Annotated in this window: 8 protein-coding genes; all 8 read left to right on the forward strand. The window is 29.0% G+C overall.

The features are described from left to right. On the forward strand, positions 1–1,194 hold a 1,194-nt coding region (locus GKG01_RS09135; protein WP_241684761.1), incomplete at its 5' end, for a copper amine oxidase N-terminal domain-containing protein. Positions 1,195–1,209: 15 nt separating this feature from the next. Continuing rightward, entirely contained in the window at positions 1,210–2,088 is an 879-nt protein-coding gene (locus tag GKG01_RS00010) for a CD1107 family mobile element protein (RefSeq protein WP_154254035.1), read from the forward strand. A gap of 315 nt (positions 2,089–2,403) precedes the next feature. Next, entirely contained in the window at positions 2,404–2,997 is a 594-nt protein-coding gene (locus GKG01_RS00015) for a type IV toxin-antitoxin system AbiEi family antitoxin domain-containing protein (protein WP_154254034.1), read from the forward strand. Then, entirely contained in the window at positions 2,990–3,829 is an 840-nt protein-coding gene (locus GKG01_RS00020) for a nucleotidyl transferase AbiEii/AbiGii toxin family protein (protein WP_154254033.1), read from the forward strand. Before GKG01_RS00015 ends, GKG01_RS00020 begins: the two co-directional genes overlap by 8 nt. Positions 3,830–3,899: 70 nt before the next feature. After that, entirely contained in the window at positions 3,900–5,606 is a 1,707-nt protein-coding gene (locus GKG01_RS00025; RefSeq protein ID WP_154254032.1) for a DNA topoisomerase 3, read from the forward strand. A 278-nt stretch (positions 5,607–5,884) separates the two neighbouring features. Continuing rightward, complete coding sequence (locus GKG01_RS00030; RefSeq protein ID WP_154254031.1) at positions 5,885–6,388, forward strand: type III toxin-antitoxin system ToxN/AbiQ family toxin; 504 nt, start codon at positions 5,885–5,887, stop codon at positions 6,386–6,388. A gap of 238 nt (positions 6,389–6,626) precedes the next feature. Continuing rightward, a complete protein-coding gene (locus GKG01_RS00035) occupies positions 6,627–17,558 on the forward strand; it encodes a helicase-related protein (protein WP_172975112.1) in 10,932 nt (3,643 codons plus the stop codon). Positions 17,559–17,591: 33 nt separating this feature from the next. Next, positions 17,592–18,734, forward strand: a complete 1,143-nt coding sequence (locus tag GKG01_RS00040) for a single-stranded DNA-binding protein (RefSeq protein WP_154254029.1) — start codon at positions 17,592–17,594, stop codon at positions 18,732–18,734. Positions 18,735–18,805 lie beyond the last annotated feature (71 nt).

Here is an 18,805-nt window from a genome sequence, read left to right on the forward strand (position 1 = left end):
AAAGATGAATTAAAAAGATTACAAGATGAAAATGCAAAACTAAAAGAAGATTATTCATCTACAAAATGGGAGTTAGAGGCTGAGAAAGAAAAGACCGATAAAAACGAAAATAAAATCAAAGAAATGCAAGAAAAGCTTGAGTCTTTAGAAGTGGAACTAGCAAAGAAGACTAAAGAAATTGAGGATAAAGATAATAAAATTAAGGGTTTGGAAAAAGCTCTTGATGAAAAAGATACTAAGATAAAAGACCTAGAGTCTAAAAAGAAAGAGACAGAAAATTCTAAGTCAGAATGCTGTAAAAAAATTGAAGAGCTTCAAAAGACTATTGATAGTTTAAAAGAAACTTCTGAAAATACAAAAAAAGAATTAGAAGAGAAAATTAAAGAACTAGAAGAAAAACAAAAAGCTTCTGAAGAAGAAATTAAAAAGCTAAAAGAAGAATTAGATAAGAAAATTGAAGAAGCAAAGAAGTTAATCGAGGAAGCAAATAAAAAAGCGAAAGAAGAACTTGAAAAGCAAGCTAAAGATGAAAAAGATAAAAATATAAATCAAGACTTATCTAAAAAATTAGATGAACTTCTAAAACTTCAAAAAGAAAACAAAGAGAATAAAGAAGATAAGAAATCTCAAGATAAGAAGTGGGATGAACTTTTGAAAGCTGATGACAAGAATATCCTAAATCAATTTGATCTTAACAAGATGAGAGAGCAAGAGGAACAACAGGACAAAAAACAAGTTAAAGATGAAAAAGAATTTGCAGTTTTTCAAGTAGACAAAAACTTTTATAACATTATAAAAGATGGAAAGAAAACTACTGTGTATATGGATGTAAAAGCATATATTAAGGATAATCGCATTATGCTACCTGTTAGATATGCAGCCTATACTCTTGGGTTTAATGTAGAATATGATGATAGTAAGAGAGAGGCTATCTTTTCAAATAAAGAAAATACAGCCTTACCTAAAAAAACTCTAAGATTAAATATAGATACTGGTGTTATGAAAGATAGTCAAGGAAACATTTATCATTCTGACACTAAACCTGTAATTATAAATGGAAGAATTCACGCATCTATTTCCAATATAGCTAAAGCTTTTAATGCAAGCTGTGGGGATATAAGAGATGAAAAAGATCAAAGTATAGAATGGGATAATAGCAGAAAGGCAGTTTATGTCTTTAAGAATATAAAGTAAGAAAAGGAGATAACTATGAAGAAAAAAAGATTAGGGGTAGCCTTAGTGCTACTCCTTTTACTATTCAGTATGCCAAGCATATCCATAGCTAAGAGCAATGAAAATGAAATAAAAAATCAGTCAAATGATATTTATTTGCCAGAAAAAAGTAAAGAATTAGAAAGCTTATTTGATGAAGATGTATATAAACCATCCAATGAGAGTCAAAAAATTCCTTATCAGGAAGTGCCGAAAATACAAGAAAATAACATAAAAAATGAGCAAGTAGATAAAAAAGAAAAGCCATCTAAGCTTGTTAAAGGTGGCAATACTAAAGCAATTAATCCATTAGCCACAAAAGAAAATAAGGCAAGAGGAACAGTTATAGAAAATGTAGATAAAAATGGACAGGATATTACACCGAAAGTAGAAGATCAAACATCAAGAGATGAAAAAAAGGAAAATCCAATAGATGTCAGACAATTTTTAACCTTTCAAACAAAGAGTGGAAAAACTATGCACCTCATTGTAGATCATTCGGAAAATCAAGAAAATGTACAATTATTAACAGAAGTTGGAGAACAAGATCTACTAAATATGATTGAAGGAGAAAGTGAAGTAAAGCCAAAAGAAGAAGTAGTGAAAAAAGAAGAACCGGTGGAGGAAAAACCGAAGAAAGAGGAGAAAGAAGAAAAGAAATCAGGGATAGGACTTTATTTATTTATGGGTTTAATTATTGTTGGTGTAATGGGTGCAGGATATTACTTCAAAATCTATAAAAAAAATGAAGAAGCAAGTTTTGAAGATGAGCAAGATTATAATGAATTAGAAGATGATTATGAATCTGAAGGGGAGGATTATGATCTTGAAGATAAGGAAGATACAGAAATTATTCCAGATGAAGATGAATTTTAATCTTCTCAATGATTTAAGCGGTAGATTAAGAACAACAATAAACTCAATTATCGTGTAAATTTATAAACATACGATAGAAAAGTACAATTAGAATTCTAGAACTTTAATAAAAAAACGACGAACAAAACAACACCCAAACTTAACATATAAAAGGGAAGCTAAGTAGAAATGATTGATTGTATAATTAAGAATTCGATGATATGAAATTTCTTGATAAATTTTGAAATAAATTGGGATAGGAATTTAAAGCTTTGTTGCATACACACTCGCAAAAGTATATAATATAAGTGTAAATACAACAAGGAGATGAATATAATGAATTATAGAAAGCAAATTGAAATACATCTAAAAAAATCAGGTGGCATTATAACATCTGCTTATTGCAGAGAAAATAACATACCTACAGTATACTTAAGTAGACTAGCAAAAGAAGGAAAATTGTTTAGAGTTCAAAAAGGAATATATATTATTGAAGATGGTGACTTCGATGAGTACTATTTTTTCCAATATCAGTATAGAAAGGCGATATTTTCCTATGAGACAGCTTTGTTTCTACTTGGGGTAACGGACAAAATTCCATGGAGAATAGATGTTACAGTATACAATGGATATAAATTTAATGAGAAGCAAAATACACTTAATATCAATTATGTAAAAAAATCTATTTATAATCTAGGAATTATACAGAAAAAGACAATGTTTGGAAACATTGTGAATGTTTACTCCTACGAAAGAATACTTTGTGATTTTATTTCCAACAAAGAAAAAATGGATACTGAAGTTTATATAAAACTCATTCGTTCCTATTTTAAATATAAGGATAAGGATATACATTCTCTATATGAAATAGCAAGAAAAATGGGAATAGAAGATAAAGTAAGGGAAGTTATGGAGGTGGTATATGAATAAAACAAAGTTAACCGCCATTTGTCATAATATAAGCAAAGAATCAGGACTCCCATTTAATTCAGTAATGTTATATTATTTTTTGGAAAGCATATTAAAAAAATTAGCACAGAGTAAGTATCATGAAAAATTTATTTTTAAAGGAGGTTTTCTTTTATCTAATGTAGTAGGCATAGATTCAAGAAGTACAGTAGATATAGATCTTCTTTTAAGAAATATGCATTTATCAGAAGAAAATGTATTAAAAATAATACAAGAATTACTAGAAGCAAGTCATTCAGATGATATATCCTATAAAGTACATGGAATAAGTACAATCAAGGAAGATGACCAGTATGGAGGGTTTCGTGTAAGTATACTTTGTAGGATGGAGAATATAAGACAAATTGTACCTCTTGATATTGCAACAGGTGATGTTATCACACCACATCCCATAGATTATAAATATATAAGTGCTTTTGGGCAAGAAGATATTTTAATTAAAGCCTATCCTATTGAAACAATTGTGGCAGAAAAAATTCAAACAATATACTCTAGGGGGTTTTTAAATAGTAGAAGTAAGGATTACTATGATCTTTATATAATTTATAAATTAAAAGATAAAGAAATTGATACCAAGATATTAAAAGAAGCATGTATTAGAACTTTTGATTATAGAAAAACGGAATTTGATATAGATAAAATCATCAGTTTAATGAGAATGTTAAAAACGGATCAAGCTTTTTTAGACAGATGGAATTCTTATTCGAAGAAAAATCTTTATGCTAGAGACATAAAGTTTGAAGATGTAATAGATAATGGAATAAATATTATAGAAAAAATAAAAAATCGGTAGAGCTATAAAAAAGATGAGGGATTGAAAATTTAATCTCTCATTTTTTTATTAAAAAACTAAAGGAGGAAAAATGAAATTAGTAATCGCAGAAAAACCAAGTGTTGCAGCATCAATAGCAAAAGTTATAGGAGCAAAAAATAGAAATAATGGATATTATGAGGGGAATGGATACATTGTTTCATGGTGTGTTGGGCATTTAGTACAAATGGCAAATCCTGATGTGTATGATGAAAGATATAAGAAGTGGAGAATTGAAGATTTACCTATTATCCCAAAAGAATACAAGTATGAGGTAACGAAGACAACTAAAAAACAGTTTAATATTCTTAAAAGACTAATGAATAGTAATGAAGTTGACACCATTATTAATGCTTGTGATGCTGGTAGAGAAGGAGAAGCTATCTTTAGACTTGTATATATGATGGCAAATTGTAAGAAGAAAATGAAACGTCTTTGGATTTCCTCAATGGAAGACTCTTCCATAAAAGAAGGATTTAGCAACTTAAAAGATGGAAGTAACTATGATAATCTTTTTGATTCAGCTAAGGCTCGTGCCATAGCTGATTGGCTTGTTGGAATGAACATAAGTAGACTTTACTCCTGTCTATATAATGAAAATTATAGTGTAGGCAGAGTACAAACACCAACTTTATCAATGATTGTGAATAGAGATGATGAGATAAATAGTTTTAAAAAAGAAAAATATTATACAGTGGAGATTTCCATGAATGGATTTACACTGTCGACAGATAGAATTGATGACAAGATAGTGGCAGAGCAGCTTAAAAATTTAATCGAAGAAAAAATTGAAATAACTGATTTAATTAAAAAAGAAAAGATTACAAAGCCTAATCTGCCCTTTGACCTAACAACACTTCAAAGAGAATGCAATAAGTATTTTGGATACAGTGCAAAACAAACCCTAGATTATGCCCAAAGCCTGTATGAAAAGAAGTATATTACCTATCCACGAACAGATTCAAGATATTTGACAGTAGACATGATAGAAAGCACTGTAAATAATATTATAGGAAAAAATGATTTTGACACAGAAAGAATTAAGGTAGTTTTTAATTCTGAAAAAGTTACAGATCATCATGCAATAATTCCAACGATAAGTTCATTAAATAAGGATATTTCAAATCTCCCGGAAAGTGAAGCCAAAGTATATAGACTTATAACAAATAAACTCTATGCAAGTTTTGGATATCCTCTTGTAGAAAATACAACAAAGATAGTGGCTGAATTTGACGGGTTTGAATTTATAAACACTTATAAAATAATTGCTGAAGAAGGATTTACAAAATATTTAGAAGAATATAAATCAAAGAAGAAAGAAGATATACAACTTCCTGATGTAAAAATAGGAGATTTTTTATATATTGAAAATAAAGATATAAAAGAGAAGTATACAAATCCACCTAAACACTTCACTGAAGACACACTCTTAAAAGCTATGGAAATAGCTGGAAATGATGAATTAGTTAAGGATGTCGAAGTTGAAAGAAAAGGACTTGGTACTCCTGCTACAAGAGCGGGAATAATAGAAAATTTGATATACAAAGGTTATATAAAAAGAGAAAAGAAAAACCTAATATCAACTAGGAAGGGATTAAACCTAGTTACTATAGTTATAGATGAGTTTAAATCTCCAAAGACAACAGCAAAATGGGAAATGAGATTAAGTGATATAGCAAAGGGTAAGGAAAATAAAGAGAATTTTTTAAAAGAAATTGAAGAAGAAATAGAAAATACTATAGATAAATATTATAAGTAAATTGATTATAAAAAATTGAATACGGTTATAGGAATGAAGAAAGGAGTGATTTATGAAAGAAATAGGGTATAATATAAGTGATAAAAGAGTAGCAATTAGGAAATTTACTGATTTGACATAACTATAAATATACGTTATACTCTTATCGGATAAAGATGGTGTCCCGCTACCGTTAAAGGTGGAACATTAAAGAAGGTGTCTCACTACCTATATCCCAAAGGTGAAGCATTAAAGAAAACAGAGAGGATAAAACCTCTCTGTTTTTTTAGGATAAAACAATGCTAGAAGTTATTAAATATGGATTTTATACTGTAAATTCCGATTACCTTGAATGGCTAAATAAAGTAGATTCAGAAGTTTATTATAATCCATCGTATAGAAACAGTATAAAACCATTTGTTGGTATAGAAAATTATAATTATTTTATTCCAATTTCTTCTGCAAAGGAAAAACATAAAAAATGCAAGAATGTTTCTGATGAGCATTTTTTGATTTATGAAGTGATCGATAATAGTATTACTATAGATGGAGATATTTACAAATATTATTCTGATAGAGAAAAAATGCACATATTATCTATATTGGATATTAAGAAAATGATTCCTGTACCGACTGATTGTTATGAAAGAATTGATTTTAACGAACTTGAGGATATTAGATATAAAGACTTATTTCAAAAAGAATACGCTTTTTGTTTAAAAATAAAAACAAAGGTCTTGATAAAGGTAGAAAAAATATACAAAAAGCAAAAGAAAACAGGAATTATAAGAAGAGCAAATTGAAATTTTTCAAAGTTAGAAAAAGCAATGTTGGATTGGAAGCAATAGAATAAAGGCAGTTAAAGCGATTAGAAAAGTAAAAAATTCCAATCGTTTTTTATTGCAATAAAAAGATAGAGTAAATGACATGTTAAAGTTATCTTTTGCTTACAGAAATTTAAAAAATAGAAAGAAATAAAGTTTAATAAATAAATATATAAAAATTTAGTTCATTTTTATCACTATAATGAGGAGGGATAAAATGCCAAGATATGATATAGTAGATTTAAGCAGAACAATCTATCTTGCAAAAGAAGAATTTAAGAAAGATATAAAAAAATATGAGGAATATTTAAAGGTATCAGGCAATAACTATAAGTATCCATATATACATCAAATATCTATATACAATATGGATCCAAAAGCAACAGCCTGTGCAGAATTTGATTATTGGAAAAGTATAGGTAGAAGCGTTAAAAGAGGCGAAAAAGGAATACCACTTTTAGATATAGATAGTGGAAGGATAAAATATATCTTCGACATAAGGCAAACAGTAAGTATTAATCATAATATTTCTGAGGTAAAGTTATGGAAATATGATAGCAAAAAGCATTTAAACTTACTAGATGACCTGATAGATAAGTTTAAAGAAAAAGATAGTAAGCTTCTATTAAGCCAAGAAGATAAAATTGATGCCTTAGTAGAAAGTAATGTTAGAGGAAAATTCAATAAAATTTTAGAAAGTCTATCTGATGAAAGTTTAAAAAGCATTCAAAAGGTAGACCTTTTTAATTTGTTAAAAGAATCCGTAAAAATTTCCATAAGCGAGAGAATGGAGGTCTCATATCAGCTAAAAGAAGAAAACTTATCTTTACTGTCTAAAATATCAAGTTCGGACATAGACAAAGTATTAAGTATAAGTGCTAATATAAGTAAAAATATCTTACTTGATTTGGGAAGTGAAATAAAAAGATTAGAAATTTTAGAGAAAATTCAAGAAAGAAAAGATTTGGAGCAGACAAAAGAGCTTAAGGAGCGTTATAATAAATTAAGTTCTGATATAAACGGTGAAATAAATTTTAAAGGAGGCTTGGAAGATGAAAGAGAAATTAACATTGGCAGGCAAGGAATACCTCATGGAGGAGGGGATTTACACACCAATCGTCAAGGAGAATTCCTTCGAGAGACAGGGAGGGGCATACAAGATGGAAGAATTGGAGGAAGGAATGGAAGTCCTAGTACCCAATATGGCAATTCCCAAGGAAATAGATTTAAAGAAACTCAACAGATGGGGAAGGATGAGATTGAACTTTCTCAAGGAGAACAAAGAAGAGGATTATCAGATAATGTATTTGCAAGGGACATTGATGGATCATCTTCTATCAAAGGAAAAAGAGATAGAGGACTTTATCACGAGGGAAGAAGTCAAAATGATGGAAACTTGGGGTCTGACAGAAGAACTGAAAGAAGAAGACTATCTGAAATATCTGAGATTGAAGAAGAACATGGATATGACCCTACAAGAAATAGGGGAAAGGGAGATAATCCTAATCTAAAAAATGAGGAAGTAGAGTCTACTTCCTTTTTTTCTGCTAAAAATCAGGGAGAGCAAATATCCTTCTCAAATCCAATAAGTCAAAGAGAAATAGATACATTTTTAATACATGGAGGAAATCATGAAGATGGAAGATTAGCAGTAATAGCAGAATTTTCTAAGGGTAAATCTTTAGAAGAACAGGCAAACTTTTTGAAAGAAATATATAAGGGAGCCAATGGTCTTGAAATTGAAGGAAGAAAGATATCTGCATGGTTTGGAAAGGAAGGAGCAATTTTTAAAGATGGAGATGAGGCAAGATATAGAGAAGGGCAAATAGTTTCTTGGAAAGATTTAGCTAATAATATTAATAATTTATTAGATAGAGGAGAATTTGCTAGCAATGTGGAGGTTATAGAAAGTGCCACATATGAAAGAGAAAAAATAGCAGAAAAATTATTGTATTTAAAGAGAGATCTTACTGATGAAACTAAGGATAGATATCTATCGAGTCTTAATGATATAAAAGGAAGAGGCTTCCCAGATGAAAAAGAAAATCTCGGGAAAAAACTTGAAGATAAAAATTTTATAAATAAACTTAGAAAAGAATACGAGGTATTTTTAGAAGAATATAAGATTAATCCTGATATTTTAAGATTTCATCATTATAAATTATCTAGAATCTACAATGATATCAATGATCTAGAAATAGAAAGAAAATTATATAGGTCAAATTTAAAGGATATTGCACCTATTCAGAGTTTTATAACACAAGATGAAATAGATGAAAGCCTAAAAAGAGGAAGCGGGTTTTCTGATGGAAAGAAAAGAATATATGAATTTTTTACTAAAAAGCATGATTTGAAAGAACAAGCAGACTTCTTGAAAAATGAATATGGCGTAGGTGGAAGTTCTCATGCACTATCTGCTGCAAGAGAAAGTGGTGAGTGGCACGATGCGAAGGGAATAAAATATAATAAAGGTAATGCAAAAGAAATACTACTATCTTGGTCTAATGTTGCAATAAGAATTAATGACCTTATTAAAAAGAATAGATATATAGATGAAGAAAGTTTTGAAGAAAATAGGGAGAAAAAAACAGATCAGGAAATAAATAAAACAGAAAAAGAAAGCCAGGAGTATATAAATTATCAAGATGATTTGCCTCCAACTGATAATGATGTATATATAGAAAGAACAAATAATGGTTCTATATATTATTATCAAGGACAGTCTGTAGCAAGTATAGGTGATGATGGAAAACTTATCATTTATGATGAATTTATACCAAACTTTTTAAAAGAAGATATATATTCCATAGCCTTTGAAAAACAATTAGATATACCATTAGACCAGTTAGACGATGGAATTATTCTTGAGGGAATACATGACACTTTTTATATTAAAGAAAAGGAAGAAATAGAAGGAAGAGAATATTACCTTTTAGAAAGTCAAAGTCGATATGATGATATTCCAAATATTGTAGTTAATTCTAACAAAGAAGTTATAGATGATGATATAGTAAATGGTTTTGAAGAATTTAAGGAATTTTATACTAATAAAAATAAAGAGAATATAGATTTTGATTTAGATAGCCATATAAAAGATGATTATTGGATAATTGAGTTTAATGAGGATTCAAGTCTAATAGAAAAAGATTATGCAGGACAAAGGCTGACTAAAGAACTATTAGATGAAATAAGGGAAATAGATGAAAAAATAAGACTTCATAATAAGACCTTAGGAGAAGATGAATATGGGCAGATGACTGATAAGTGGGAGGGGTATTCCAAATTCTATTTTAACCATATAGTAGATGGGAAAATAGTTGATCACTATAAGATAGACATAGGTGATGGAAACGAGCTTAACCAAAGAGACTTTGAATTTCTTTATGAACAAATAGGAAAAAGTCAGATAGAACTTAATCAAACTATAGAAGAAAATAAGATAGATGAAAAAATAATTTCAATAAATGAAATTGAAGATAGAATTTTTGATGTATTAGTTAAGGATAAAGTTTTAGAAAATGAAATTATAAAGGCAAGAGAAAACTTAGGAAATAATACCTTAGCAAGTTTTAACTCTGTATTCCAAAGAGAATATGCAAAAATCATGAGAGAAGTTGCCGATAAGCAGGGAAATCTTCCAGATGATATGAAGTCAATAGTTAAGGTTAAAGAATTAGGCATTAGAATAGAACATAGATATAGAGAATATTTAAATAATTCACTTGAAAACAATATAGAAGATGATAAGGAAATCCTCTCTATAAAAGTGGGAGATATAGTTAGAACAGAGGATAATAAATATTTAAAAATAAAAAATATTTCCAGTGGATATGATAATAACCATAATCAAATAACATATTATTCATATGATGCTTATTTTGATAAGGACTTAAAACTATTTTCACATTCCTTTAAAGAAAGCGATTTAAAAGCTTTAGAAGTATTAAGAAATGAAGTAGAAGAAAAATTAACAAAAGAGATTGTAGAAGATAAAATAGCAGTAAAAGTAGGATATTATTATGCTTTAGTAGATAAAGAGAAAACAAAGGATATAGAACTAGAAGAAACAGGAATTAGAGTTTATCCAAGAAAGGAAAACTCACAAGGAAAGATCTATACTTTATATAAAGGGAAATCTTTTGAAGATAGCAGAAAAATAGACAGTTTGTTTGATGAAATTACTGCCAAGATGAAAGAATCAAACCTTACAAATTTAAATGATGTATTAGAATTGGAAAGGGAAGGTTTATTTGAAATTACTGATGATAAAGTTACAAAATTTGAGGAAGGCTATGATATAGATGTTCAAAGCTTTAATCAACAATTTCCAGATTATTATAATGATATATATGTTTTTAATAAAAATCTTGAAATCAGTGGTGCATATCAAAATTTAGCACATATAAATGAAGAAAATAAAATTACTTTTAATATAAATTTATCGCAAGAAGAAAAATCAAAAATTGAAGAAATAAGAGATAAAAAAGAAGTTCTTTCCAAGTTAATAGATAAGGATATCAAAGAAAAAAGGGAATACTATTTTGATCCTCAAAATGAAGAATACTTACTACTATCAAAGAAAATAGAAGAAGGACTATTAAAAATCCCAGATAGTATTAAGGAGACAATCGATGGAAAAGAAGGCTTTGATGTAGAGCTAATCTTAGATATAAAAGAAAAAACTCTAAGACAAAATTTACGATACAATGGATATATTTTAAATTCTAATCAAGCTATAAAATATAAAAGTTATAAGGACATATTAAGTAACTTACCTTATTTACTTGATGACAAACATAGAGAAGTGCTTTTAAATGGATATTTAAATCAGCAAATAGAAAATGATAGAACAAGGCAAGAAGAAAATCCATTTAAAGAAGGTATGAGTGTTAGATTCAAAGGAAAAGAATACATTATAGCTAACATTAACGATACTACAAGTCCTAAAACTATAGAATTAGAGGATAATACTGGATTAATGAATGGTTTTATTACCGGAAGCGAAATAATTCTTTTTAATGACTACAAAGATCTTGATTTGGAAGTTATAAAAAAAGAGGAATTAATTCCGTTAGAAATAGAAGATTATAGTCTTTTAGGATTACCAGTTCAATTTAGAAATAAGGAATATTTAATTAAAGAAAATGAATTTAATGAAGCTGGAATGGGTAGATTAGCTTTAAGTACAATAGATAAGAGTGGTATTACTGAAGTAATATATAGTAGAGAAAGACCTGTTTCTAATATTTTTGTAAGAAAGGAAGATTTAGAAGAATATAAATCTAGTGAAAAAGATATATTAAGTAAAAAACAATCTATCGATAAAGAGGAATTAGTAGAACAAATTAGCTTTGAAGATATTGACAATAATAACGAAGAAAAAGTTAAAAAAGACAATTCAAGGCTTTTACATAAAAGCCTTGATGTAATAAATAATAAATCTTCTCTTGTTGCTGATCAGTTTATAGTAAGAGTTGATAATGAAAAGGAAGAATTTTTAGTATATAGTTCGTCTAATCCAAAAAATTATAGGGAATTTACTCTACCTTTTTCTTACCTCAAAGGAATCGACAAAATTGACGGAGATGGTAATTCATTGAAATTAACCACTCATAGAAAAGAAACTATTGATAAGAAGTTAGAAGAATATAAGGAATGGAAAGAAAATAATAATTTAATAAGGACTGATAGAGAAAATATAGAAGGGGTTTCTGAAGTTTCTTTAGAAAACTATAAAATTATTAATGAAGAAGAAAACCTACCACCTTCACAGAGATTAAAAAACAACATTGAAGCTATAAATGTTTTAAAGGCTTTAGAAAAAGAAAATAGAAGTGCAAGAAAAGATGAACAGGAAATTTTGGCAAAATATATCGGCTGGGGAGGACTTTCTGATATATTTGATGAAGAAAAGGAAGGTCAATGGCTTGATGCAAGAAACTTTTTAAAAGAAAATCTAACTGGGGAAGAATATAATAGGGCAAGAGAATCAACCTTAACAGCTTTTTATACGCCGAAAGTAGTTATAGACGCTATCTATGAAAGTCTTTCTAATCTTGGATTTGAAAAAGGAAATATATTAGAACCAAGTGCTGGGACAGGGAGATTTATAGGGAATCTACCTGAAGAAATGAAAGAGTCAAACTTTTATGGAGTTGAATTAGATAGCATTAGTGGACAAATTGCCAAAGAACTTTACCCTAATGCCAATATACAAATAAAAGGATTTGAAGAAACCAATTTTTCTAATAACCTATTTGATGTGGCCATAGGAAATATTCCTTTTGGAGAATTTAAAGTAGCAGATCGTGAGTATGAAAGAAATAACTTTCTAATTCACGATTATTTTTTTGCTAAAACTTTAGATAAGGTTAGGGATGGAGGCATAATTGCTTTTATAACATCTTCAGGAACAATGGATAAAAAAAGTGAAGATATTAGAAGATATATATCGGAAAGAGCAGAGTTCTTAGGAGCAATAAGACTACCAAATACTACATTTAAAGGGGTAGCTGGAACAGAAGTAACTTCAGATATAATCTTTTTAAAAAAGAGAGATAGGCTATTAAAGATAGATGAAGAGTGGATAAAGCTAGACAAAGATGCAAAAGGACTAATATATAATAAATACTTTGTAGATAATCCTCAGATGGTAATAGGGACTATGGAAGAAATACCGTCAAGATTTGGGACAAGCCTTGCATGTATTGAAAATAAAGATATTTCTTTAGAAGAAGGAATAAAAAAAGCCATTAAAAATATTCAAGGTAGGTATGAAGAAGCTCAAATAAATGATGATTTAGGAGAAGAAACAATACCAGCTGATGATAGTGTTAAAAACTATTCTTTTGCTTTAGTGGATGATGAAATATATTTTAGAGAAAATTCAATTATGCAAAAAATATCCTTAAACGAAAAGGATAAAGATAAGGTAAAAGAATATTTAAGATTAAATGAAAGTCTAAGGAAAGTTATAACCTATCAAAAAGAAGACTATTCAGATGAAGAGATAAAAAAAGAACAAGAAAGTCTCAATAAATTCTACGATGATTTCAATAGCAAACATGGAAGACTAAATTCAAAAACCAATAAAAAGTTATTTAGAGAAGATGCCAATTTTTCTTTAATTTCAACTTTGGAGAAATTAGATAAAGAAGGCAACTTTATAGGAAAATCTGATATCTTTAACAAGAGAACTATAAAAAAAGCTGTAATAATAGATCATACAGATAGGGCAATAGATGCTCTGGTACTCTCTATTAGTCAAAAAGGTAAAATAAATTTTGATTATATGGAAGAATTGACAGGAAAAACAAGAGATAAATTAATAGAAGAATTAAAGGGAGAAATATTTTTAAATTTAGATTCCTTTGAACCTAATGATATAAATCCATTTAAGTCTGCTAAGGATCTAGGAGATTTTTCAAGACCTTACGTAAGTGCTGATGAATACTTGTCAGGAAATATAAGAGATAAAATTGAAGTTGTAGACTCTTATATTAAAAACATCGAAAAAGAGTTAGGAAAGGAAGAAAATCTAGAGGATAGTAAACTCTTAAAAAAAGAATTAGAAGAGTTACATTTTCAAAAAGCAAAGCTAGTGGAAGTAATGCCTAAAGCACTAGATGCAAGTGAGATTACAGTTAGAATGGGTGCAACATGGATACCGGAACAAGATTACAAAAAATTTATGTTTGATTTGTTAAAAACACCAGTTTCATCAAGGTGGAATATAGATATTAAGTATTCTGACTTTACAGGAGAATATAGAGTTGAAGGAAAAAGCTCTGATAGGGACAATGACCTTGCTTCTTTTACCTATGGTACAAATAGGGTAAATGCCTACAAATTGATAGAAGATACTTTAAATTTAAGAGATACTAAGGTATTTGACCAAGTAAAAGACAGTGATGGAAAGAAAAAATCTGTGCTTAATCAAAAAGAAACAATGCTTGCAAGAAGTAAGCAAGAGATGATAAAAGAAGAATTTAAAAGCTGGATATTTGATGATGTGGAAAGAAGAAATAGATTAGTAGAAGATTATAACGAAAGATTCAATTCCATAAGACAAAGGGAATATGATGGATCTAATCTTACTTTTGAAGGAATGAATCCTGAAATAGAATTAAGAGCACATCAAAAAGATGCCATAGCAAGAGGTTTGTTTGGTGGAAATACTTTACTTGCCCATGAAGTAGGAGCAGGAAAAACCTTTGAAATGATAGGTATAGCCATGGAGTCAAAAAGACTTGGAATGAGTAATAAGTCAATGTTTGTTGTTCCTAACCACATCGTAGAGCAATTTGGAAGAGAATTTAATGAACTTTATCCAGGAGCTAATGTATTATGTGCCACAGAAAAAGACTTCACACCAGATAGACGAAAAAGATTTTGCAGTCGTATTGCTACAGGAAGTTTTGATGCTGTTATTATAGGACATAGTCAATTTGAAAAAATTCCTATATCAAAAGAAAGACAAGAATATGAATTGCAAGGTCAAATTGATGAGATCATTGACTATATAGATGAATACAAAAGAGAAAGGGATCAAAGATTTACTGTAAAGCAATTAGAAAAAACAAAGAAAAAATTAGAGACAAAGTTAGAAAAACTAAATGCTGATTATAAGAAAGATGACGTTGTAACCTTTGAGGAACTGGGAGTAGATAAGTTATTTGTAGATGAAGCCCATGCCTACAAAAACCTCTATCTATTTTCTAAAATGAGGAATGTAGCAGGAATTACTTCTACAGATTCACAAAAATCATCAGATATGCTTATGAAATGCCGCTATATGGATGAAATAACCAATAATAAAGGATTGGTATTTGCCACAGGTACACCAGTAAGCAACAGTATGGCTGAACTTTATACCATGCAGAGATATTTACAGTATGATGAATTAAAAAAGATGAAATTGCAACATTTTGATTCTTGGGCGTCTACTTTTGGAGAAACAATAACGGCAATAGAATTAAATCCTGAGGGTAATGGTTATAGGAGCAAAACCAGATTTGCAAAATTTTATAATCTTCCTGAACTTATGAATACTGTAAAAGGATTTATGGATATTAAAACAGCTGATGTTTTAAATCTTCCTACACCAATTGCCCATTATGAAACTATAAAAACAAAGCCTACCGAAGAGCAAAAAGAAATTCTTGAAACTTTTTCCGAGAGAGCAGATAAGGTTCGTGATAAGCAGGTAGATTCAAGTGTTGATAATATGCTATTAATAACAAATGATGGGAAGAAGATGGCATTAGATCAAAGATTAATCAATCCTTTACTTCCTGATGATCCTAATAGTAAGGTAAATACCTGTATAAAAAATGTATTTAGCATTTGGGATAAATATAAAGATAAAAAATCTGCTCAATTAATATTTTGTGATATGTCTACCCCAAGTAGTGATTTTAATATCTATGATGATATTAAAACAAAACTTATAGATATGGGAGTGCCTGAAAATGAAATAGAATTTATTCATAAGGCAAAAAACAATATGGAAAAAGATGCTATCTTTGATAAGGTAAGAAAGGGAGAAATAAGAGTCTTACTTGGTTCAACACAGAAAATGGGAGCAGGTACTAATGCTCAAGACAAACTAATTGCAATCCACGATCTTGATATACCATGGAGACCGGCTGATCTTTCTCAAAGGGCAGGAAGGATTGTGAGGCAGGGAAATGAGAATAAGGAAGTCCATATATTTAGATATGTAACAGAAAATACTTTTGATGCCTATCTTTTCCAAACCTTAGAGAATAAACAAAAATATATTTCTCAAATTATGACTTCAAAGACACCTGTAAGAGTTGCAGAAGATGTAGACGAAGCCACATTAAACTATGCCGAAATCAAAGCTCTTGCAACAGGAAATCCATTAATAAAGGAGAAGATGGACCTTGATGTTGAAGTTTCTAAACTTAAAATGCTAGAGTCCAATTTTAAATCAAATCTTTACAAGCTGGAAGATAAAGTAGTTAAATTTTATCCAAAGGAAATAGAAAGATTAAAAGAAAGGATAGAGAACTTAAAGGAAGATATTAAAAATGTTGAGCCTTATAGAGAAGTAGATAAAAATTTAAAAGAAGATAATAAATTTACCTCTCTAATTATTGACGGAAAGAAGTATATAGATAAAAAAATAGCTGGAGAGTTTTTGTTGAACAAAATTAAGGGAGTTAAAATATATAGGGAAATGGATAAAGATGGAGAAAAAATAGGTGAATATAGAAATTTTGATTTATCCATAAAATATGATTCTTTTTTCAATAAATATAACTTTATATTAAAAGGTAAGGGAGAATATAGAGGAGAGTTTGGAACAGATGAAATAGGTAATATCACAAGAATGGATAATGTATTAGATAAATTACCAGAAAGATTAGAAAATACAATTTCAAAACTAAAAGATACAGAAGAGCAATTTCAAACAGCCAAAATTGAAATACAAAAGACATTTCCACAAGCTGAACTTTTAAAGGATAAGACACTAAGACTTGCAGAAGTAAATAATTTACTAGATATGGGAAAAAGTGAAGATATAAGCCAAGATAATCCATTACTAGAAGAAGTAAAGGAAGAATTGATAGACTTCCTTAACAGAGAATATGATGAAGAAAACAGGTTAGAGGACTTTGATACTATATTTCCTGACTTAACAGATATAGGAATAGCTTATACAACTACACCAGATGAAAAACATGAGATACAAATCAGTTTAGATTTGATAAATTACAAGATGAACACCTATGTAGATAAGAACCTAATTGACAGCTTTCAATACACCTATGATCCCTTAGATGCAAGTGATTTAAAAGAGCTAGTACAGATAAAGACATCTATTGGATTTTGGGATTTTAGTGAGCTTGTATCAGTAAATGAAGAAAAACTGAGAGAAGTAATGGGACTTGAGATAGATGATGATGGCAACTTCTATGATCCATTATCTAAAGATATGGATTTAGACGGAATAATAGATAGAAATGATGCTGATTTTAGAGATAGTAAAGTGCAGGAAATAGGAGATTTTGAAATGAAAGAAAAAACATCTATTATGGATAAATTAAAGGGATATAGGGAGAATTTAGCAGTAAATAATAATATAAAAGAAATAAATAATAGTGAACCATGTGGCAGATAAAACTTTAAATGATATTATTAGAGGAAAAAGAATATGGAATTTGATAGATATAGCTTTAATGAATTTATTCGAGAAAATTTTTCTTTTGATGGTGCTACTCAGAGAATAATTAACAATATAGTTGAATATGGAATTAAAAATTTTGCCACTTCAGAAGATAAATTAGTTGAATTTATTCAGACTACAATCGATGATCCAACAGTTGAAGAAATAAAACAATTTATTATTAGTGATGAGAAGGAAGAAGAAATAAAAGATTTCACAGATGAGATGGATAAAAAAATAAAAGGAGGAACAGCAATGAATATAAAAAAGGGAAATGTAATTGAAACTGAATTTGGAGACACTATGGTATTGGATGTGAAAGATAATCAAGCTACCTTATTTGACGGGAAGCAATTTATTTTAGCCACAGGAGTAGAGTTTAACAAAGAAAGTGGAAAGTATGAATGGGATTCTGTTAGATACGCAAGTGATATAAAAACAATAGCAAATATGGAAAATACAAATTTTGAAAGCATGAAAAATACAATAGATTTTTTAGCGGAATATAATCATAAAGAATTTGTAAAAGGTATTATATCTCTTGAAACAGGAGTGGAAAATGAAAATGTTCTTAATAATGCCTATGATAATTATATGAACGATTCAGTTATGGGTCTTATTGATGAAAAGTTTATTGAATATATAGACGAAGAAGAGTTAAAAGAAAACTTAGAAGTTAATCAAGAACAAGGAGATAAAGAGATGAAAGATATAGATAATAAAGAGAAGGATACATTAAATATAGATGGAAATATAGCAACTGATATAGAAATTAAAGATTTAAAATCAAAAGATGGGAGGGACTTTAAAGTAGCCTCCTTTTCTATTGCTGAAAATGACAAGGAAGGAAATGCAAAATTCATCAGCTGCTACGCCTATAATGATAAAATCAATCAAGTAAAAAATTTGAAAAAAGGAGATTTTGTACACCTATTTGGCAAAGAAAAGAAAAGTATGGGAAAGGATAATAAGGAATACACAAGTCTAAAAGTATACTCTGCAAAGTTATTAAAAGCTAAAGAGCATACTAAAGCAAAAGCATCAACAATAGGGAAATTAAAGGAATTTAAGACTAAAGGGAATATGAAAGTGGATGAAAAGAAGAAAAAGGATAATAGCATAGAAAGGTAAAAGATTATAGGGGGCAGGTTTTAGTCTGCCTCCTGTATTTTTTTTTATTGGTTGTCTTTAAGGTAAAATGA

The sequence above is a fragment of the Finegoldia sp. BIOML-A4 genome (assembly GCF_009679635.1).
In the GTDB taxonomy this organism is placed as follows: domain Bacteria; phylum Bacillota; class Clostridia; order Tissierellales; family Peptoniphilaceae; genus Finegoldia; species Finegoldia magna.